Origin of the sequence: Acuticoccus sediminis (genome assembly GCF_003258595.1) — a bacterium.
Taxonomy (GTDB): domain Bacteria; phylum Pseudomonadota; class Alphaproteobacteria; order Rhizobiales; family Amorphaceae; genus Acuticoccus; species Acuticoccus sediminis.
Window position 1 is genome coordinate 103,052 of record NZ_QHHQ01000008.1, and the last position, 20,025, is coordinate 123,076.

Consider the following 20,025-nt stretch of genomic DNA (forward strand, 5'->3'; position numbering starts at 1 on the left):
GCGCCGCTTTCGTTTGCGGACCCGTCCGCCGGGTCAGGTGAGGGCGCGGTCGAGGTGGGTGTAGCCGCCGTCGACGAAGAGCCACTGGCCGGTGGTGTGGCTGGCGCGCGGGGAGAGGGCGAACGCCACCGTCGCCGCGAGTTCCTCGGGTTCGGTCATGCGCTTTCCGAGGGGGATGCGGCGCTCGATCTCCTCGCGGCGTGCGGCGGGGTCGTCGAACGTCTCGAGCCAGCGGGCGTAGAGCGGGGTCATCGCCTCGGCCGGGATGACGGCGTTGACGCGGATCCCGTCCCTGGCGAGGTCAGCCGCCCACTCGCGCGTCAGGGCGAGCTGCGCGCCCTTCGCCGCGGTGTAGGCGGACGTCCCGCCCTGGCCGGTCACCGCGGTCTTGGACGAGATGTTGACGATGGCGCCGCGTGACTGGCGCAGGTGCGGCACCACCAGATGCGCCAGCGTGTAGTAGTGGATGAGGTTGCGCTCCAGCGAGGCCCTGAAGGCCTCCGGCCCCGCGTCGAGGCCGATGGAATCGTTGGCGCCGGCGTTGTTGACGAGCCCGTCGACGTGGCCGAACCGGGCCACGACCTCGTCGACCGCGCGGGCGCAGGCGGCGTCGTCGGAAAGCTCCAGCGCGATGGCGTGGGCGTCGGGCGCCAGGGCCTTGACGGAGGTCCAGAAGTCCTCGGCCGGCAGGCTGCGCGACAGGACGACGGGGACGGCGCCCTCGTGCGCCAGGGTCGCGGTGATCGCCGCGCCGATGCCCGACCCTCCGCCGGTCACGATGACGACCTTGCCCGTCAGTCCGAGGTCCATGGCGCTCTGTCCTTTCGAGGAGACGAAGCGGCCCGATGCGATGCACCGGGCCGGGGAGACGTCCGGCCGCCGCGGTCGCCGGAGAGGGTCCGTGCCCGCTCCGCCGGGAGGCGGGGGCGGGCCGTCCTCGTGCTGTCAGTCGTAGAGGACCGCGGCGATCTTCGGATCGTCGATGTTGGTGGCGTCGTACCAGTAGAAGCCGGTGTCGATGCTCTCCGGCACGTCCTCGCCCTTCGAGGCGGCGACGGCGGCCTTCACCGTCTCGTAGCCGATGCCGACCGGGTTCTGCGTGATCGCGCCGGCCATCTTGCCGTCGCGGATCGCCTGCTTCTGCTGGGTGCCGGAGTCGTAGCCGATGACCACGACCTTGTCCCGGCCCATCTCGGTGACGCCGTTGAGGACGCCGATGGCCGAGCCCTCGTTGGCGCCGAAGATGCCCTTGAGGTCCGGGTTGCCGGCGAGGATCGCCTTGGTCAGCTCGGTCGACTCGAGCTGGTCGCCGCCGCCGTACTGGACCGTGACGACCTCGATGTCCGGATACTTCTCCTTGATGCGCCCGGTGAAGCCCTCGACGCGGTCGATGCCGGTGCGGCTCGTCTGGTCGTGCGCGACGACAGCCACCTGGCCCGAGCCGCCGATCAGCTCGGCCATCTTGTCGGCGGCGAGCGCGGCGGCGGCGATGTTGTCGGTCGCGGCGGTGGTGACGGGGATGTCGCTGTCGACGCCGGAGTCGAAGGCGATGATCGGGATGCCGTTCGACTGCGCCTGGCGCAGGAGCGGGATGGCGGCCTGGCTGTCGAGCGCGGCGAAGCCGACGGCCTTCGGCTCCTTGGCGAGGGCGGCGGCCAGCATGTCGATCTGCCGGTCGACTTGGCCCTCGTTATCCGGTCCCTCGAAGGTGACCTCGACGCCGAGCTCCGCGGCGGCCTGGTCGGCGCCGGCCTTCACGGCCTGCCAGAACTGATGCTGAAAGCCCTTGGAGATCAACGGGACGTAGATGGTGTCCTGTGCCGAGGCCGGGGCAGCGCTCATCAGCGCCGCCACGCCGATCGCGGCGAGCGTGCGTTTCACGAACATTGGGTGCTTCCTCGTCGTTTCGTTTTTGAGCGGCCGGGCTCCGAACCGGCCGGCCTGCGGGGACGTTGGCCTCTCGCCGGCGCCCCGTCAACGGGGGCGCCGGGTGGCGCCCGCCCGTCAGTGGTCGAGGAAGACCGTGTCGCTCGCGTCGAAGGTCAGCACCACCGGATCGTCCCAGGTGAAGGCCTTTTCTGTGGTCCGGCGGTGATTGAAGACGCTCGCCTCGACGATGCCGGTCGGCGTCTTCACGCGGAACAGGGTGAAGTCGCCACCATAGGCGATGTCCTCCACCGTGCCCTCGATGCGGTTGTGCGGGGCGTCGGGCGCCTCGTGCGGCAGGTGCATGACCAGTTTCTCCGGGCGCACCGCGACGCACCCGTGCGATCCCGAAACGGCCCCCGAGGGCGGCGCGGCGAAGGCGAGGCCGGAGGCGTCGTGGGTCACAACCGTCACGCCGGTGGCCTCCCGCACCGTCCCGTCGAAGAGGTTCACGTCGCCCACGAAGTCGGCCACGTAGCGGGAGGCGGGGCTCTCGTAGAGCCGCGCCGGCGGGGCGACCTGCTCGATCCGCCCGTCGCGCATGATGGCGATCCGGTCGGCGAGGGCGAAGGCCTCGTCCTGGTCGTGGGTGACGACGAGGAAGGTGATCCCGAGCTTGTACTGCAGGTTGACGAGCTGGAACTGCGTCTCCCCGCGCAGGCGCTTGTCGAGCGCGCCGAGCGGCTCGTCGAGCAGCAGCACCCGCGGCTTCTTGGCGAGGGAGCGGGCGAGGGCGACGCGCTGGCGCTGCCCGCCGGAGAGCTGGTGCGGCTTGCGCCTGGCCTGCGCGGTGAGCTGGACGAGGGTCAGCATCTCGTCGACGCGCCGGGCCACCTCGCGCCGGGGCAGCCCGTCGCGGCGGAGTCCGAACGCGATGTTGTCCTTCACCGAGAGGTGCGGGAACAGCGCGTAGGACTGGAACATCATGTTGACCGGCCGGCGGTGCGGCGGCACCCCGGCGAGGTCCTTGCCTTCGAGCATCACCCGCCCGTCGCTCGGCTCCTCGAAGCCGGCGAGGAGCCGCATCAGCGTGGTCTTGCCGCAGCCGGACGGACCGAGCAGCGCGAAGAACTCCCGCGGGTAGATGTCGAGCGACAGGTTGTCGACCGCGACCACGTCTTCGAAGCGCTTGCTGACGCCGCGATAGGAGATGATGGGGACGGCCGTCGGGTCGTCCCACGGGGCGAAGGGGGTCTTCGCCACGCTCTGGCGCTGGCGGGCGCCTTGCGGGTCGGTGCTCCGGACGGTCATCGGGTCAGACAGCGCGTGCCGCCGGACGACGGACCGTCATTGGCCCGTCTTCACCCGCGTCCACTCGCGCGTCGCGACGCGCTGCACGCGCGGCGGCAGCTCGGTCGTGGTGAAGAGCTTCTCGACCACCTCCTGCGGCGGGTAGACGGCCGGATCGTCGAGCACGGCCTCGTCCACGAACTCCTGCGAGGCCTTGTTGGCGTTCGCGTAGTTCACGTAGTTCGTCGCCTTGGCGATCACCTCGGGCTTCATGATGTAGTTCAGGAAGGTGAGGGCGTTGTCCTTGTTCGGCGCGTCGGCTGGGATCGCCATCATGTCGAACCACATCATCGTCCCCTCCTTGGGGATCGAGTAGACGACGGTGACGCCGTTGTCGGCCTCCTCGGCCCGGTCACGCGCCTGCAGCACGTCGCCCGACCAGCCGACCGCGAGGCAGATGTCGCCGTTCGCGAGCGCGTTGATGTACTCGGAGGAGTCGAACTTCTGCACGTACGGGCGGATCTTGGTCAGCAGCTCCGCGCCCTTCTTGATGTCATCCGGCTCCTTCGAGTCCGGGTCGAGGCCGAGATAGTTCATCGCGATCGGCAGCATGTCGGTCGGCGCGTCGAGCACGAAGACGCCGCAGTCCTTGAACTTGGAGACGACGTCGACGTCGAACAGCATGTCCCAGGAGTTGACCGGCGCGTCGGGCATGCGCTCCTCGATCTTCTCCTTCACGTAGCCGAGGCCGGTGGTGCCCCACATGTAGGGGATCGCGTATTCCGCGCCCGGATCGTAGACGTCCGTGCGCTTCAGGATGTCGGTCCACAGGTTGTCGAAGTTGGGCAGCTTCGACTTGTCGAGCGGGGCGAACACGCCGGCGCGGATCTGGCGCGACAGGAAGTAGGCGGTCGGCACCACGATGTCGTATCCGGTCGCGCCGGCGAGGAGCTTGGCCTCCACCATCTCGTTGGAATCGAAGACGTCGTAGCGGATCTTGATTCCGGTCTCGGCGGTGAAGTCGGTGAGGATGCTCTCGTCGATGTAGTCCGACCAGTTGTAGATGTTCACCACCTCCTCGGCGGAGGCGGGTGTGGCGAGGATCGCCAACGCCAGACCCGTTTTGATCCAAAGATGCATTGCGCGCTCCATCGCTGGTCCGTCGGGCTGGACCCGTTGTCTTGAACCCCGCGGCAGCAATCGATGTGCCAGCGGCCTCATTGATGCCACTGTTTCCGATGCATCGCGAGCGATCAAGCACCCGTGAGTGCGGCGTGTAGGTCGTCCAGCGTCTTGCGGGCGCGCGCGACGATCAGGTCGGCCGCCTCGTGGGAAATGACGAGCGGAGGGGCGATGACCATCGTGTCGCCCACCGCGCGCATCACGAGGCCGTTGCGCACGGAAAGGTCGCGGCAGCGCGTCCCGGCGGCGATGTCCGCGGGGAAGCGCTCCAGCGCCGCCTTGTCGCGCACCAGCTCGAACGCGCCGATGAGGCCGCGCATGCGCGTCTCGCCAACCAGCGGGTGGTCGCCGAGGCTCGCCCAGCGCGCCGCGAGGTAGGGGCCGATGTCCGTCGCGACGCGCTCCACCAGCCGCTCGCGGTCGATGATGGCGAGGTTGGCGAGGCCCGCCGCGCACGCCGCGGGGTGGCCGGAGGCGGTGTAGCCGTGGAAGAACTCGCCGCCCGTCTCCAGCGTCGCGGCCACCTCGTCGGAGAAGGCGACGCCGCCGCAGGGGATGTAGCCGGAGGTCATCGCCTTCGCCATGGTGACGATGTCGGGCGAGAAGCCGAACGTCTCGAAGCCCCACATCGCCCCGGTCCGCCCGAACCCGCAGATCACCTCGTCGGCGACGAGCAGGATGTCGCGCTCGGCGCAGATCTCGGCGATGCGCGGCCAGTAGGTGTCCGGCGGGATGACGACGCCGCCGGCGCCCTGGATCGGCTCGCCGATGAAGGCGGCGACGGTGTCGGCACCGAGCCGGTCGATCTCGACCGCCAGCCGCTCGGCCGCGAAGTGGCCGTATTCGGCCGGGCTCATGCCGAGGAGCCGCCCGTCGCCGAACCAGTAGGGCTGGTCGATATGGCTGATGCCCTCGATGGGGAGGCCCGACTGCCCGTGCATCGGCGCCATCCCGCCGAGGCTCGCGCCGAGCACCGTGGAGCCGTGGTAGCCGTTGCGCCGGGCGATGAAGCGCTTCTTCTCCGGCTTGCCCTTGAGGTCCCAGTAGGTCCGGGCGGCGCGGAAGGCGGTGTCGTTCGCCTCCGACCCCGAGCTCGTGAAGAAGATGCGGTTGAGGTGGCCTGGCAGGAGACCGGCGATCGCCTCGGCGTAGGCGGCCGCGGCGGGGTGGGTGCACTGGAAGAAGGTGTTGGTATAGCTCAGCGTCGTCAGCGCCTCGGCCACGGCGTCGACGATCTCGCGCCGTCCGTAGCCGACCGCGACGTTCCACAGCCCCGACATGCCGTCGAGGACCTGGTGGCCCTCGCTGTCGGTCAGCGTCCAGCCCTCGGCCGCGGTGACGACCCGCGAACCGGCCGCGTTGAGCGCCGCCATGTCGGAGAAGGGGTGCCAGTGGTGCCGGGCGTCGCGCGCCTGGATCTCCGCCGTCGACGTGTTCGCAAGCCCCGCCACGATGCCCTCCGTTGCCGTTGCGCCCGACGACCTAGCCCATCGCTCCGGTCGAGGGAAACGGCTCCGGCGGGGGAGGGGCAAAAACGCCCGTCACGGAGCCCGCCGGCAAGGGTCAGTCGGCGACGCCGTCGCGGCCCTCGATGGTCATCAGCGTGGCGCTGAGGACGGAGACCAGCCTTGCCTTCCCGTCCGCCTCCGCGAAGACCTCGGCCTGGGCGAGGGTGAGTGTCCGCCCCGCCTTGATGACGCGGCCCCGGGCGAGGATGAGGTCCCCCGCGGCGGGTGCGAGGAGGTTGATCTTGAACTCGACCGTCAGGACCCCGGCGCCCTGCGGCATCAGCGTCAGGGCGGAGTAGCCGGCCGCGCTGTCCGCGATCGCCGACACGGCGCCGGCGTGGACGAAGCCGTGCTGCTGGGAGACCGCCGGGGTCGGCGTCAGCGCGATCTCCACCGCGCCGGGCGCGATTCGCACCAGCGAGGCGCCGAGCGTCGCCATCAGCCCCTGCTTGTCGAAGCTTGCCCTGATCCGCTCGGCATAGTCCGGATCCTTTGGCGCCGGAGTCGGCATCACGTCCCCTCGGTGCATACGCTCGTCCTCGCTGTGGCCCGCGGTTGAGGACCGCCCGGGCTCCTTGGCCACCCCCTCGACATCGCCTTTGACTGGCATGGGATGACTTTGTGTTTAAAAGGGAGGAAAATTGCCCAAACGACAACGCCCCGCACGAAGGGCGGGGCAGGGAGGCGACGATGACCTTGAAGACCAAAGCCGCGGTGTTGCGTGCCCTCGGCGAGCCGCTGCCTTATGCGCAGTCCCGCCCGATCAAGATCGAGGAGCTGACGCTCATCCCGCCGGGGCCGATGGACATCCTGGTGAAGGTCGTCGGCGCGGGCCTGTGCCACTCGGACCTCTCGGTCATCAACGGCTCGCTCGGCCGCGGGCTGCCGGTGGTGCTCGGCCATGAAGGCGCGGGCGAGGTGCTCGAGGTCGGCTCGGCGGTCACCGACGTGAAGAAGGGCGACCACATCGCCTTCCAGTTCGCCGGCAACTGCGGGCGCTGCAAGAATTGCCAGGCCGGCAAGCCGCAGCTCTGCGAGGCGTTCATGGCCGCGCGCGCCCACGGCGGGCTGATGTCGGGCGGCATCCACTTCCGCGACGCCAACGACGAGCCGGTCAAGCACATGGTCGGCGTCGCCTGCTTCTCCGAATATGTCGTGGTGCACCGCGGCTCGGTGGTGGTGATCACCGACGAGCTGCCGCTCACCGAGGCCGCGCTGTTCGGCTGCGCGGTGATGACGGGCGTCGGCGCGGTGGTGAACACCAGCCAGGTGAAGCCGGGCGAATCGGTCGCGATCTTCGGCCTTGGCGGCGTCGGCCTCTGCGGCCTGATGGGCGCGAAGGTCTCGGGCGCGGAGACGATCATCGCCGTCGACCTCGAGGACGCGAAGCTCAAGAAGGCGATGGAGCTCGGCGCGACGCACACCTTCAACGCCAGGGACCCGGACCTCGTCGAGAAGATCAAGGATCTGACGGACGGCGGCGTCGACCACGCGATCGAGCTCGCCGGCGCGATCCCGGCGATGGAGGCGGCCTACGCGGTGGCGACGCGCGGCGGCAAGGTGGTGACAGCCGGCCTCTCGGGCACCGGCAAGAGCTTCTCCATCAACCACGGCGACCTCGTGCTCGGCGAGAAGCACGTGTGCGGCAGCTACATGGGCTCGTGCGTGCCGATGCGCGACATCCCGCGCTTCATCAAGCTCTACCAGTCGGGTGCGCTGCCGGTGGACGCGCTGATCGACGGCCTCGTCACCTTCGACGAGCTGAACGAGGGCTTCGACCGCCTGCACAACGGCACCGCGCTGCGCCAGGTCCTGGTGCCGCACGGTCCGGCCAGCGTCGGCGGCTCCGCCAAGGTCCAGGAAGGCGTCCCGGCCGCCCGCAGCGCGGACGTCTAGCTCTCTCCGCGCGCCCGGCCGGTCCGGGCGCGCTTCGCGGGGGGACGGCGCAGCGGCAAATCCCCTCGCATTTTACCGCCGCTGCAAAAAACCATTGCCCTTTGAGCGACTTCGCGACACCAAGGCCGGAGTGAACGATAAGTGCAATAGAGGGGGGGCGCGATGGACAAGCCGCTTTCTGGCATCCGGGTGGTCGAGATCAGTCACATGATCATGGGGCCGTCCTGCGGCATGTTCCTCGCGCTGATGGGCGCCGAGGTCATCAAGATCGAGCAGCCCGGCGGCGACAAGACGCGGGACCTCACCGGCATGGGCGCCGGCTTCTTCCCCACCTTCAACCGCGGCAAGAAGTCCGTCGTCCTGGACCTCAAGAGCGAGGAGGGGCTGCGTCATCTCCACGCCCTCCTCGAGACGGCGGACGTCTTCGTCGAGAACTTCCGTGACGAGACGATCGCCCGCATGGGCCTCTCGCCGGCCGAGCTGGAGGAGCGTTATCCCCGGCTCATCTCGGCCTCCTGCAAGGGCTTCCTCGACGGACCGTACAAGAACCGCACCGCCCTCGACGAGGTCGTGCAGATGATGACCGGCATGGCCTACATGACCGGCCCGACCGGGCGCCCGCTGCGGATCGGGTCGTCGGCGACCGACATGATGGCGGGCCTATCCTCGGCCTACGCGGTGATGGGCGAGATCATGCGCCGCGAGAAGACCGGCAAGGGTGCCCAGGTGCGCACCGGCCTCTTCGAGACCAGCCTCCTCATGGTGTGCCAGCACATGGTGCAGTTCGACATCGAGGGCGTCGAGGCGCCGCCGATGCCCGAGCGGCACTTCTCCTGGCCGGTCTACGACATCTTCACCACCGCCGACGACCGCCAGATCTTCGTCGGCGCGGTGACCGAGAACCAGTGGATCAAGCTCTGCACGATCCTCGACCTTCCGGACTACATCACCGACCCGGCGCTGAAGACGCGGCCGATGCAGATCGCCGAGCGCCACCGCACGATCCCGGTGATCGCCGAGGCGATCGCGACGCGCCAGAGCGCGGACTTCTCCGCGGCGCTGGAGGCGGCGGGACTGCCGTACTCGCCGATCCTGCGTCCGGCGGAGATGTACGACGACCCGCACGTCAACCGTCCCGGCGGCCTGTTCGTCTCCCACGAGAAGGACGGCAAGACCTTCCGCGCCCCGTCGCTCCCGTTCGAGGTCGACGGCGTGGTGCCCGTGGCGGACACGATGGACCTGCCCGCGATCGGGGAGCACACCGACGAGATCCTCGGGTCTCTCACGGCCGCGGCGAAATAGGGCCGGCGGAGTTTCCCGAACCAGCATCGTGACGAGCGAATGGTGACGCCCATCAGGACCCGACCCAAGCGCCCGACCGCTGCGCCTCACTGCGCCCGAACTTCCGCCGTCGCCGCAGACGCGCGGTCGGCCCTCCGCCGGCGACGCGATGCCGGAGCGGCGGCGACGGGCGCCTCCTGGCGGCGGTGCGCCGGTTCGGTCGGGGCCGGGCGGCCGGCCGGGGGTGCCCCGTGGCGCTGACCGGACCCGTCGTCGTCGCGCTGATCGCCGCGATCCGCCTCGCGGGCATACCCCTTTCGGCCGGCCTCGCGGTCACCGGCGCCGCGATCCTCTTCGCCTACGAGGGCGGCGTCTCTCCGGTTGTCGACGCGGCGGTCGCGACCTTCGGCCAGCCGCAGCTCATCGCGATCCCGCTGTTCCTCTTCATGGGCAAGGTGATGACGCGGGTCGGCATCGTCGACGACCTGTTCGACGTCGCCCGGACGCTGTGCGGCCACGTGCGCGGCGGCCTCGGTGTCGCGACGGTACTGTCCTCGATCCTGTTCGCGGTCGTCTCGGGCTCTTCGCTGGCGACAGTCGTCTCCGTCGGCGCACGGGCGATCCCGGCGATGGCCGCGGCCGGGTATGCCCGCCGGCACGTCGCGGGGCTCGTCGCCGCGGGCGGCGCGCTCGCGGTGCTGACCCCGCCGTCCGTGCCGCTGATGCTCTACGCGGTGGCCGCGCACGTCTCGATGGGGGCGCTGTTTCTGGCCGCGCTGGTCCCCGGCATCGTCCTGGGGCTCCTGTTCGCGATCTCGGCGATCCTCGACGTCGGGCACCCGGGTCACGAGCGGGCCCCGTTCGCCGGTTGGCACAGCATCGGCGCGGCGCTCGCCCGCTCGTTCGCAGTGCTGCTCCTGCCGCCGCTGATCCTCGGCGGGCTCTACTTCGGCCTCGTCACCAACGTCGAGGCGGCGGCGACGGGCGCCGTCTACGCCCTCGCCGTGGCACTTCTGGCTCCGCGCCGGGTCAGCGTCGCAGACGTGGGGGAGGCGGGCCTCGACGCGCTGAAGACGACGATCCCCGTCGCAGCGCTGATTCTCGGCGCGGGCATCTTCGCCGCGGCGGTGGCGGCGATCGGACTGCCGGCCCACCTCGCGGCGATCACGCAAGGGTGGGGCGCCCCGGCCGTCGTCCTCGCCGCGCTCGCTGTCGCCTTCCTGGCGGCGATGGTCGTCGACAACGCGGTCGTCGTCCTCGTGATCACGCCGCTGGTGTTGCCGGCGCTGACGGGGCTCGGCGTCGACCTGCTCTGGTACGGCGTCCTCCTGACGCTGATGCTCGGTCTTGCCACCATCACGCCGCCGTTCGGCCTCACGCTCTTCGTGGTCCGGGGCATCGCCAATTTGCCGCACCGCGAGGTCGGCCGCGGCGCGTGGCCGTTCGTCATCCTCCTCCTCGCCGCGATCGCGCTGGTGCTGCTGGTGCCGCACCTCGCCACGATGGTGCCGCAGTCGTCCGGCCTGCCGGTCGAGGCCGTCCCTGTGTCCATACCGGCAGGTGCGCTATAATCAGACCTTATTGAGAGTAACGACAGGAGAGTGCGATGGGACCCTTCCCGCATGACGCGCCCAGGTCGACGATCAGTGAGGCCAACCCCGCCGGCACCGATGGCTTCGAGTTCGTGGAGTTCGCGCACCCCGACCCGGCGGTGCTCGACACCCTGTTCCGGACGATGGGCTACACCCCGGTCGCCCGGCACAGGACCAAGGCGATCACGCTCTACCGCCAGGGCCGGATCAACTACATCCTCAACGCCGAGCCGGAGAGCCACGCCGCCGGCTTCGTCGCCCGGCATGGCCCTTGCGCCCCGGCGATGGCCTGGCGCGTGGTCGATGCGCAGCACGCGCTGGAGCGCGCCGTCGGCATGGGCGCGACCGCCTACGACGGGCCGGGCAAGACGCTCGACGTTCCCGCCGTCGTCGGTATCGGCGGCTCGCTCCTCTATTTCGTGGACACCTACGGCGAGGACGGCTCGTGCTACGCGCGGGAGTTCGAGTGGTTGGGGGAGGCGGATCCGGTCCCCGAGGGGGTCGGCTTCTACTATCTCGACCACCTGACCCACAACGTGGTCCGCGGCAACATGGACACGTGGTACAAGTTCTACCACGACGTCTTCAACTTCCGCGAAATCCGCTTCTTCGACATCAAGGGACGGATGACCGGACTGACGAGCCGCGCGCTCACGTCGCCCTGCGGGAAGATCCGCATCCCCATCAACGAGTCGACCGACGACAACTCCCAGATCGAGGAATACCTCAAGGAGTACAAAGGCGAGGGAATCCAGCATATCGCCGTCGGCACGGAGCGGATCTACGACGCGACCGACGCGCTCGCCGCGAACGGGCTCGAGTTCATGCCGGGGCCGCCGGACACCTACTACGAGATGTCCCATCGCCGCGTGCACGGCCACGACGAGCCCGTCGAGCGGATGAAGCAGCACGGCATCCTCATCGACGGCGAGGGCGTGGTGGGCGGCGGGCACACCAAGATCCTGCTGCAGATCTTCTCCAGAACGGTCATCGGGCCGATCTTCTTCGAGTTCATCCAGCGCAAGGGTGACGACGGGTTCGGCGAGGGCAACTTCAAGGCGCTCTTCGAGTCCATCGAGGAGGACCAGATCCGTCGCGGCGTGCTGTCGCCGGAAGCTGCCAAGTAACACCGGCCCGGAAGAACGAGGGGACAACCCCATGGAGGATCGCCGATGAACAAGCTGGAGCGGATCGCGGGCGATCCGGCCACCCGCCCGCGCGTCACCACGCACGAAGGCTACATGCCCGGCTTCGGCAACGACTTCGAGACGGAGGCGCTCTACGGTGCGCTGCCGGTCGGCCGCAACTCGCCGCAGCGCTGCCCCTACGGGCTCTATGCCGAGCAGCTCTCCGGCTCGCCCTTCACCGCGCCGCGCGTCGCCAACGAGCGCTCCTGGCTCTACCGGATGCGCCCGACGGTGCGCCACTTCGGCGCGATGGTGCCCGTCGACCTGCCGTTCTGGCGGTCGGCCCCCGTCCGCGGCGAGGCCAGGACCCCGCCGGTCCCGCTGCGCTGGGGCGCGACGCCGATCCCGGACGAGCCGCTGACGTTCCTGACCGGAATGCGCACCGTGTGCGCTGCGGGTGACGCCTCCGGCCATCAGGGCTCGGCGACGCACCTCTACCTCGCCACCCGGTCGATGGAGGACGACTATTTCTACAACGCCGACGCGGAGATGCTGGTCGTCCCGCAGGTCGGTGCGCTCACCTTCTTCACCGAGATGGGCATCATCGACGTCGCGCCGGGCGAGATCGCGATCCTGCCACGGGGCTGCAAGTTCAAGGCGATGCTGGGGGACGGTCCGGCGCGGGGCTATGTCTGCGAGAACTACGGCGCGAAGTTCACCTGCCCGGACCGGGGTCCGATCGGTGCCAACTGTCTCGCCAACCCGCGCGACTTCCTCACCCCCGTCGCGGCCTACGAGGAGAAGGACGGCACCGCCTGCACTCTCACGGTGAAGTGGGGCGGCGACTTCCACGTGACGCAGATCGACCATTCGCCGCTCGACGTCGTCGCCTGGCACGGCAACTACGCGCCCTATAAGTATAACTTGCGCAACTTTTCGCCGGTCGGTCCGATCCTGTTCGACCATGCGGACCCGTCGATCTTCACCGTGCTCACCTCGCCGTCCGGCGAGCCGGGGACGGCCAACGTCGACTTCGTGATCTTCCCGCCGCGCTGGCTGGTGGCGGAGAACACGTTCCGCCCGCCCTGGTACCACATGAACATCATGAGCGAGTTCATGGGCCTGATCGAAGGCGTCTACGACGCCAAGCCGGAGGGGTTCGTGCCGGGCGGCATGAGCCTGCACAACTGCATGCTCCCGCACGGCCCGGACACCGAGGCGTTCCTGAAGGGCTCGTTCGCGCCGATGGAGCCGGCCAAGCTCGACAACACCATCGCCTTCATGTTCGAGACGCTGCTGCCGCAGCACCTGACCCGCTACGCGGCCGAGCACCCGGAGCTGCAGGCGAGCTATCCGCAGTGCTGGGCGGGGATCGAGAAGAACTTCGACCCGACACGGCCGGAGTGGAGCGGCTGAGGGATGCGTGACGAGACTCACGACCCGGCCCGCCAGAGCTGGGTTCCCGGTGCGGCGGGCCACCCGGACTTCCCGCTGCAGAACCTGCCGTTCGGCGTCTTGTCGACCGGCGACCGGCCGCGGGTCGGCGTCGCGATCGGCGACCACGTCCTCGACCTGGCGGCCCTCGAGGCGGCCGGTCTCGTGCGCCCCGATCCCGAACGGACGGTGTTCGACGCCCCGGCGCTCAACCCCTTCATGGCCCTCGGGCCGGCGGCGTGGCAGGCGACGCGGGAAGCCCTGTCACGACTTCTGGGCGGCGAGGACGCGCGGCTGCGGGACGACCCGGTGCTGACCGGCCGTGCGCTGATCCCGGCGGAGCGGGCGATGCTCCAGCTTCCGTTCAAGGTCGCCGAGTACACCGACTTCTACGCCTCGCGCGAGCACGCGACGAACGTCGGCACGATGTTCCGCGGGCCGGACAACGCCCTCCCGGCCAACTGGCTCCACATCCCGATCGGCTACAACGGGCGGGCCTCGACGGTGGTCGTCTCGGGCGGCGGCATCGTGCGGCCGATGGGCCAGCTCAAGGCGCCCGGCGACCAGGCGCCGCGCTTCGGCGCGTCCGAGCGGCTCGACTTCGAGCTCGAGGTCGGGGCCGTCGTCGGTACCGCCACGGCGATGGGGACGCGCCTGTCGACGGCGCAGGCGGACCGGGCGATCTTCGGCTACGTCCTCCTCAACGACTGGTCCGCGCGCGACATCCAGGTGTGGGAGTACGTGCCGCTCGGGCCGTTCCAGTCGAAGGCGTTCGCGACGTCGATCTCTCCCTGGGTGGTGACGGCGGCCGCGCTCGAGCCGTTCCGGACCGAGGCGCCCGGGCGCCTCGCCCCGCTGCTGCCCTACCTGCACGAGGATACGCCCAACAACCTCGACCTGGAGCTCGCCGTCGACCTCGCGCCGGCGGACGGCGAGCCGGCGACGATCGCCCGCACCAATGCGTCGGGGCTCTACTATTCTTCGGCGCAGCAGCTTGCGCACCATACGGCGTGCGGGTGCGCGATGTCGGTCGGGGATCTCCTCGGTTCGGGCACCGTCTCGGGCCGGGCGCCGGGCAGCTACGGCTCGCTCCTCGAACTGGCGTGGAACGGCGCCCACCCGGTCCGCCTCTCCGACGGCACGTCGCGAACCTTCCTCGCCGACGGGGACACTGTCACGCTGCGCGGCTGGTGTGCGCGGGACGGGGCCGCGCGCATCGGGTTCGGGGCCTGTCGCGGGACGATCCTCCCGGCGCACGCGTGAGCGGGGTGTTGGACGGCGAGGCCTGGCGCGCCTACGCCTCCGCCCCGCCCGACGGGACGCCCGTCATCGCGGCGAGCGAGGTGGAGACGGTGCGGAGCGTCCCGGTGGTTTCGCCCCGGGGAGAGTTTCCGCTCCTCCTGGTGCGTGTCGGCACGGCGGTGGCCGCCTACGTCAACGCCTGTCCGCACCAGTACCTGCCGCTCGACTACCGCGGGCCGCAGATCCTGTCGGCGGACGGGGCGCGGCTCCTGTGCACCTCGCACGGGGCGCAGTACGACGCGGCGACCGGGGAGGGCGTCGCCGGGGTTGGTCTCGGCTGCTCCCTCGACCCCGTTCCGGTCCACACCGATGCCGACGGCCTCCTCAGGTTCGGCCGCGCCTAGCAGGGGGCTGCCGGTCGCGGCCGCGCTAGACGAGGGATTTGGCGGAGAGCCAGGCGTCGATGGCGCGGTTCACCTCGTCCGGCTTCTCGAGCATCAGGTGGTGGCCGGCCTCGACGCTCGCCTCGGAGAGGTCGGTGCAGTCCTCGCGCATGGGGTCGGCGAGGCGCCCGGCGGTGGTCTGGCAGACCGTGTCGAGCTCGGCATGGATGAAGAGGACGGGCATCGTGAGGCGCCCGAAGTCCGGCGCGGCGGCCGCGTGGGCCGCGTTGAGGCGGTCGTTCATGTACCATGCGTCGGCGCCGCGGAAGCCGGTGGCGCCGAACGCCGCGACGAGGGCGGCGAAGTCCGCGTCGGACATCAGCTGCGTGTGGCGGGGGGCGTCGGGGGCGCGGCCGGCCTCGCCGAACCAGCCGCCGCGGGCGCACACGTTCGCCGTGATCGCCGGCTTCCCGGCCGAACGGCGCGAGCCGAACCGGAAGAGCGCGGCCATGGTCGCCGGGATGTCGGCCTCGAAATGGCGCGCGGCGGCGGCGAAGCTCTCCCGGTAGTGGAGCCAGTAGTCCCACTGGCCGACGGGGTAGGTGCCGGCCGGGTAGATCGACCGGTCGACCAGCGGCACCAGCGTCTCCAGCGTGAAGCCGCGCGCGAGGTAGGGCACGCACATCGACACGACGCCCCGGCAGCGCTCGGCGTGGTGCGCGGCGAGGCCCCAGACGACGGGGCTGCCCCAGTCGCGCCCCACCCAGACCGCCGGCGCGCCGCCGAGCGAGTCGTGCAACTCGACCATGTCGGCGACGATCTCCGGCACGGCGTAGGCGTCGATCCGGTTCGGCACCGAGGAGCCGCCGTAGCCGCGCATGTCCGGGGCGATGCAGCGCCAGCCCTGCCGGGCGAAGTGGGTGAGCTGGTGGCGCCACAGGAGGCCGAGCTCCGGCCAGCCGTGGCACATGATCATCAACGGGCCGGTCTGCGGTCCCGCGTCGAGGTAGGCGGTGCGGTGTCGCGGGGACGTGGTGACGCCGAGGCGCACGGCGGGGGCGTCGGTCATGACGGGAGTTCCGAGGTGTTGTTCGGGGCGGTGCTCGAGGTGCCGGACGGCTCGCCGGGCTCGGGTTTCGTGGGACAGCCGAGGCCATGGAGCGTGATGCGCACGGCGTTGCGCAGCGGCGTGTGCGGCTCAGGGCCGATCGCGGCGACGAGGGACGCGTTGTCGAGCCGGTAGGGCGCCCGCCAGAAGGATTTGACGCGTGCGGACTCCCGCATCGTCTCGTTGAATAGCCCCAGCACCGCGAGCGCCGTCCACGGGACCCGTGTGATGCGCACGCGCGGCTCGGTCGAGAGCCGTGCGACGGTCTCCACCATCGTCGTCCCCGTCTCGTCGAGGTGGCCGGCGAAGTGGTAGCGCGCGAACGGGGGAAGGGTGGCCTCGATGTCGGCGAGGCGGGCGAGGGCCTCGGCGCCGTCGGGCGCGTAGGTCCAAGGGTGCGCGATGCCGGCCCGGCCCGGGTTGAAGACGCCGGTGATCGGCCGGCCCGGCCGGACCATGCCCTGCCGGAACCAGCTGCTCCTGAGGCGCGGGCCGAAGAAGTCGCCGAAGCGCAGGATGATGGTGCGTACGCCGTCGTCCGCCGCCGCCTCCAGCCGGCGCTCCAGCGCGACGCGCACGCGCCCCTTCTCGGTGCGCGGGTTCTGGGGTGAATCCGGGGCCAGCACGGGCATCGCGTCGGGGCCGTAGTTGTAGACGGTGCCCGGCAGGACGATGCGCGCCCCGCTCGCCCTGGCGGCGGCGATCACGGAGTCGGCCATCGGCAGCACCAGGCGCGACCAGCCGCGATAGCTGGGCGGGTTGGCCGCGTGGACGATCAGCGAGGCGCCGCGCGCCGCCTGCACCACGCTGGCGGGGTCCGTCGCGTCGCCCTCGACGAAGTAGAAGCTCGCTCCGGTGCGGGCGGCGCGGTCGACGTCGCGGGTCAGGGCCCGCACCACCCAGCCGTGGGCGTCTAGCGCTCGTGCCGCCTCGTAGCCGATGCTGCCGGTCGCCCCGAGCACGAGCGCAATCTTCGACGCCGTCATGTCCGCCTCCGCCCCGTCCCGAAGAGGGGTGCCACGACTGGCCGGGCCCTGTCGACCGGGCGTTTACGCTCGTGTGCAAGAGATGAGGCCTGCCGCAGACAGTAGGGGTGCAGAAGGCGGCGGCGGCCCCTCTGGCGGTTTGCCGGCGAAATATTGCAGGGTAGCCAGGACGAGGGTGGAGAGTGCCGCTCCCGGCCGGTCTCATGGAGGCGAAGACTTCGCTCGATGGGAAATGGTTCAGCGATGCGCCGCCGGGGCCGTACTCGACGCCATGCGTCCTCGGCATGTCTGAACGCGCTTCGAGGAGCGGTTGTCGGGGTCGCCGCCGTCGTTGAGCGGTCCGGATCAGGGCTCGCCCGGTGCGCGATCGAATGCGGATGAACCTCACGGATTGTCCGGACAAGCGGGGGAGGGAACATGAGGTGGCGGTCCGTTCGGGGATGAGGATTGCCAGACGCGCGGCACAGGGCGAGCCAAGCGCGAGACGCATGGCCGCACCCGCCTCGCGGAACATGTCGGGATTTGTGAAGAGCGATAAGACGTAATAATACGCAAGTGAATCGTTTCTCATTGATCGGCGGTGAGCCGGTCGGAGTAGGCCATGGGTACGGACATCAGCGGTTTGCCGCCGCAGTGTAGGCAGTGTGGGGTCCGCAGCCGCGCGCTCTGCAGTGTCCTCACCAACGAGGAACTCTCGCTGCTGAACGCGTCCTCGCGACACCGCCATTTCGACGAGGGGCAGACGATCGTCACCGAGGGCGACCCGGCCATCGTCGGCAACATCCTCTCGGGCGTGTGCATCGAGAAGAAGGCGATGCCGGACGGGCGCGAGCAGATCGTCTCGATCCTCTTCCCGTCGGACTTCGTCAGCGGGGACCTCGACGGCTCGTCGGATACGACGGTGCAGGCGGTCAGCGAGGTGCGCCTGTGCGTCCACGACCGCAACGGCTTCCAGAAGCTGATGGACGATCACGCCGGCCTTCAGAGGGCCTACCTCGCACACGCCCGGCACGAACTCTCCAACGCGCGGGAGTGGATGCTGCTGCTTGGCCAGAAGACCGCGGAGGAGCGTGTCGCGACCTTCCTCCTGCGTCTCGCCACCCGCTACACCGAGGCGGGCTGCCGCCACTACCCGCTGACGGAGGCGCGCGACGGGATGATCTTCGAGATTCCGATCACCCGCGCGCAGATCGCGGCCCACATCGGCCTGACGATCGAGACCGTCAGCCGCAAATTGCGCGCGCTATGCGACCAAGGTGCCATCGATCTGATCGGCACGCGATCCGTGAAAGTTAAAAACGTCGCTCGATTAAGGGCGATAGCAAGCTGACGTCGACTTCGGAGACACACCGAAAAATGTGTCTTCGGGGAGAATACTGGAACTTGATCAAGGTCAAAGATCGGGTGACCCTACCCCCCTAGCGTGCAGCGCAATTCGCGTACCCGCCGAGGAGCCCATGGGAAACGTCGCCCTTATACCGATCTTCGGTATTCTCTCTTTGCTGGCCGTCGTTGCTGCGGCGGTCGCGCGTGACTCACAGTTCGCGACCCACATGTGGGTCGTCGCGGTCATCACCGCGGTGGTCGCCATCATCAACGTCAGGCGCCTGCACTGGGAGCCGGACGGCTCGCTGACCAGCCGCAAGCCCGTCGACCTCGAAGCCTATGTCGACGGTCCGATCCGCGCCGGCGTCATCGCCGTCATGGTGTGGGGCACGGCCGGCTTCCTCGTCGGCGTCTTCATCGCCCTCCAGCTCGCCTTCCCGGACCTCAATATCGAGCCGTGGTTCAACTTCGGCCGGCTGCGCCCGCTGCACACCTCGGCGGTGATCTTCGCGTTCGGCGGCTCGGTGCTGATCCTCACCGCCATGCACGTGGTGCAGCGCACCACCCATGCGCGCATGTTCGGCGGCGAGGCGCTCGGCTGGTTCATCTTCTGGGGCTACCAGGTCTTCATCGTGCTGGCGGCGACCGGCTACCTGATGGGCGTCACCCAGTCGCGCGAGTACGCCGAGCCCGAATGGTACGTGGACCTGTGGCTCACCATCGTCTGGGTCGCGTTCCTGGTGATGTTCGTCGGCACCCTGGTGAAGCGCAAGGAGCCGCACATCTACGTCGCCAACTGGTTCTACCTCGCCTTCATCGTGACCATCGCGATGCTGCATGTGGTGAACAACCTGGCGGTCCCGGTGTCCTTCTTCGGGTCGAAGTCGTACTCGCTGTTCGCGGGTGTGCAGGATGCGCTGACGCAGTGGTGGTACGGCCACAACGCGGTCGGCTTCTTCCTGACCGCCGGCTTCCTCGCGATGATGTACTACTACATCCCCAAGCGCGCGGACCGGCCGGTCTACTCGTACCGCCTGTCGATCGTGCACTTCTGGTCGCTGATCTTCCTCTACATCTGGGCCGGGCCGCACCACCTGCACTACACCGCGCTGCCCGACTGGGCGCAGACGCTCGGCATGACCTTCTCGATCATGCTGTGGATGCCCTCCTGGGGCGGCATGATCAACGGCGTCATGACCCTGTCCGGCGCGTGGGACAAGCTGCGTACCGACCCGGTGCTGCGCATGATGGTGATGGCCGTCGCCTTCTACGGCATGTCGACCTTCGAGGGCCCGATGCTCTCCATCAAGTCGGTCAACTCGCTGTCGCACTACACCGACTGGACCATCGGACACGTGCACTCCGGCGCGCTCGGCTGGAACGGCCTCATCACCTTCGGCGTCGTCTACTACCTGGCGCCGGTGCTGTGGAACCGCACGCAGCTCTACTCGATGCGCCTCGTGAACTGGCACTTCTGGCTCGCCACGCTCGGCATCGTGCTCTACGCGGCGTCCATGTGGGTGTCCGGCATCACCCAGGGCCTGATGTGGCGCGAGTACTCGCAGGAAGGCTACCTCGTGTACTCCTTCGTGGAGACCGTGGCGGCGCTGCACCCGTACTACATCATGCGGGCGGTCGGCGGCATGTTCTACCTGGCCGGCGGCATCCTCTTCGTCATCAACATCACCCAGACGATCCGCGGGAAGGTGGCCGGCGAGCCGGCCTACGCGGGTCAACGCCTCGCGCCTGCGGAGTAAGCACCCGTGTCCGCCACTGACGCCAACACCACCCCCCCGCCGTCCGA

Annotated in this window: 17 protein-coding genes; 9 read left to right on the plus strand and 8 right to left on the minus strand. The window is 69.6% G+C overall.

All coding sequences use genetic code 11. The features are described from left to right. Nucleotides 1-33: 33 nt before the first annotated feature. The 6 genes from DLJ53_RS28030 to DLJ53_RS28055 all read right to left on the minus strand — a co-directional run bounded on the left by DLJ53_RS28030 (nucleotide 34) and on the right by DLJ53_RS28055 (nucleotide 6,375). Nucleotides 34-810 carry an L-fucose dehydrogenase gene (locus tag DLJ53_RS28030; RefSeq protein WP_111351522.1) on the minus strand — a complete coding sequence of 259 codons (777 nt, stop codon included), beginning with the start codon at nucleotides 808-810 and terminating at the stop codon, nucleotides 34-36. A 135-nt stretch (nucleotides 811-945) separates the two neighbouring features. Beyond that, the gene (locus tag DLJ53_RS28035) at nucleotides 946-1,887 is read right to left on the minus strand and encodes an ABC transporter substrate-binding protein (protein ID WP_111351524.1); all 942 of its coding nucleotides are present in this window, start codon (nucleotides 1,885-1,887) and stop codon (nucleotides 946-948) included. Between the two features lie 117 nt (nucleotides 1,888-2,004). Beyond that, nucleotides 2,005-3,177, minus strand: a complete 1,173-nt coding sequence (locus DLJ53_RS28040; RefSeq protein WP_111351525.1) for an ABC transporter ATP-binding protein — start codon at nucleotides 3,175-3,177, stop codon at nucleotides 2,005-2,007. Nucleotides 3,178-3,213: 36 nt separating this feature from the next. Next, the gene (locus DLJ53_RS28045; protein WP_111351527.1) at nucleotides 3,214-4,296 is read right to left on the minus strand and encodes a polyamine ABC transporter substrate-binding protein; all 1,083 of its coding nucleotides are present in this window, start codon (nucleotides 4,294-4,296) and stop codon (nucleotides 3,214-3,216) included. 113 nt (nucleotides 4,297-4,409) lie between these two features. Beyond that, nucleotides 4,410-5,789: an aminotransferase gene (locus DLJ53_RS28050; protein WP_111351528.1), complete on the minus strand. Its 1,380-nt coding sequence runs from the start codon at nucleotides 5,787-5,789 to the stop codon at nucleotides 4,410-4,412. Between the two features lie 112 nt (nucleotides 5,790-5,901). Continuing rightward, the gene (locus DLJ53_RS28055) at nucleotides 5,902-6,375 is read right to left on the minus strand and encodes a PaaI family thioesterase (protein WP_226577453.1); all 474 of its coding nucleotides are present in this window, start codon (nucleotides 6,373-6,375) and stop codon (nucleotides 5,902-5,904) included. A gap of 167 nt (nucleotides 6,376-6,542) precedes the next feature. Between DLJ53_RS28055 and DLJ53_RS28060 the strand changes: the two genes are divergently transcribed. The 7 genes from DLJ53_RS28060 to DLJ53_RS28090 all read left to right on the plus strand — a co-directional run bounded on the left by DLJ53_RS28060 (nucleotide 6,543) and on the right by DLJ53_RS28090 (nucleotide 14,822). Continuing rightward, the gene (locus DLJ53_RS28060) at nucleotides 6,543-7,742 is read left to right on the plus strand and encodes a zinc-binding dehydrogenase (RefSeq protein WP_211100698.1); all 1,200 of its coding nucleotides are present in this window, start codon (nucleotides 6,543-6,545) and stop codon (nucleotides 7,740-7,742) included. A gap of 162 nt (nucleotides 7,743-7,904) precedes the next feature. Next, on the plus strand, nucleotides 7,905-9,044 hold the full coding sequence (locus tag DLJ53_RS28065; protein ID WP_111351533.1) for a CaiB/BaiF CoA transferase family protein: 1,140 nt from the start codon (nucleotides 7,905-7,907) through the stop codon (nucleotides 9,042-9,044). A gap of 230 nt (nucleotides 9,045-9,274) precedes the next feature. After that, a complete protein-coding gene (locus DLJ53_RS28070; RefSeq protein ID WP_162409630.1) occupies nucleotides 9,275-10,594 on the plus strand; it encodes a TRAP transporter large permease subunit in 1,320 nt (439 codons plus the stop codon). A 35-nt stretch (nucleotides 10,595-10,629) separates the two neighbouring features. Further along, complete coding sequence (gene hppD, locus DLJ53_RS28075; RefSeq protein ID WP_111351536.1) at nucleotides 10,630-11,742, plus strand: 4-hydroxyphenylpyruvate dioxygenase; 1,113 nt, start codon at nucleotides 10,630-10,632, stop codon at nucleotides 11,740-11,742. Between the two features lie 114 nt (nucleotides 11,743-11,856). Next, complete coding sequence (hmgA, locus tag DLJ53_RS28080) at nucleotides 11,857-13,158, plus strand: homogentisate 1,2-dioxygenase (protein ID WP_226578337.1); 1,302 nt, start codon at nucleotides 11,857-11,859, stop codon at nucleotides 13,156-13,158. A 3-nt stretch (nucleotides 13,159-13,161) separates the two neighbouring features. After that, a complete protein-coding gene (gene fahA, locus DLJ53_RS28085; protein WP_111351539.1) occupies nucleotides 13,162-14,439 on the plus strand; it encodes a fumarylacetoacetase in 1,278 nt (425 codons plus the stop codon). Then, the gene (locus DLJ53_RS28090) at nucleotides 14,436-14,822 is read left to right on the plus strand and encodes a Rieske (2Fe-2S) protein (RefSeq protein WP_211100694.1); all 387 of its coding nucleotides are present in this window, start codon (nucleotides 14,436-14,438) and stop codon (nucleotides 14,820-14,822) included. The genes fahA and DLJ53_RS28090 overlap by 4 nt, the downstream gene beginning before the upstream one ends. 25 nt (nucleotides 14,823-14,847) lie before the next feature. Here DLJ53_RS28090 and DLJ53_RS28095 read toward each other — a convergent pair whose 3' ends face one another. Together DLJ53_RS28095 and DLJ53_RS28100 are read right to left on the minus strand one after the other, a co-directional pair. Then, nucleotides 14,848-15,870, minus strand: a complete 1,023-nt coding sequence (locus DLJ53_RS28095; protein ID WP_202913399.1) for an alpha/beta fold hydrolase — start codon at nucleotides 15,868-15,870, stop codon at nucleotides 14,848-14,850. Then, nucleotides 15,867-16,895: an NAD-dependent epimerase/dehydratase family protein gene (locus DLJ53_RS28100; RefSeq protein WP_111351542.1), complete on the minus strand. Its 1,029-nt coding sequence runs from the start codon at nucleotides 16,893-16,895 to the stop codon at nucleotides 15,867-15,869. Before DLJ53_RS28100 ends, DLJ53_RS28095 begins: the two co-directional genes overlap by 4 nt. 601 nt (nucleotides 16,896-17,496) lie before the next feature. Here DLJ53_RS28100 and DLJ53_RS28105 point away from each other — a divergent pair. Next, on the plus strand, nucleotides 17,497-18,225 hold the full coding sequence (locus tag DLJ53_RS28105) for a Crp/Fnr family transcriptional regulator (protein ID WP_111351544.1): 729 nt from the start codon (nucleotides 17,497-17,499) through the stop codon (nucleotides 18,223-18,225). 127 nt (nucleotides 18,226-18,352) lie between these two features. Further along, a complete protein-coding gene (gene ccoN, locus DLJ53_RS28110) occupies nucleotides 18,353-19,978 on the plus strand; it encodes a cytochrome-c oxidase, cbb3-type subunit I (protein WP_111351545.1) in 1,626 nt (541 codons plus the stop codon). Nucleotides 19,979-20,025: the final 47 nt, after the last annotated feature.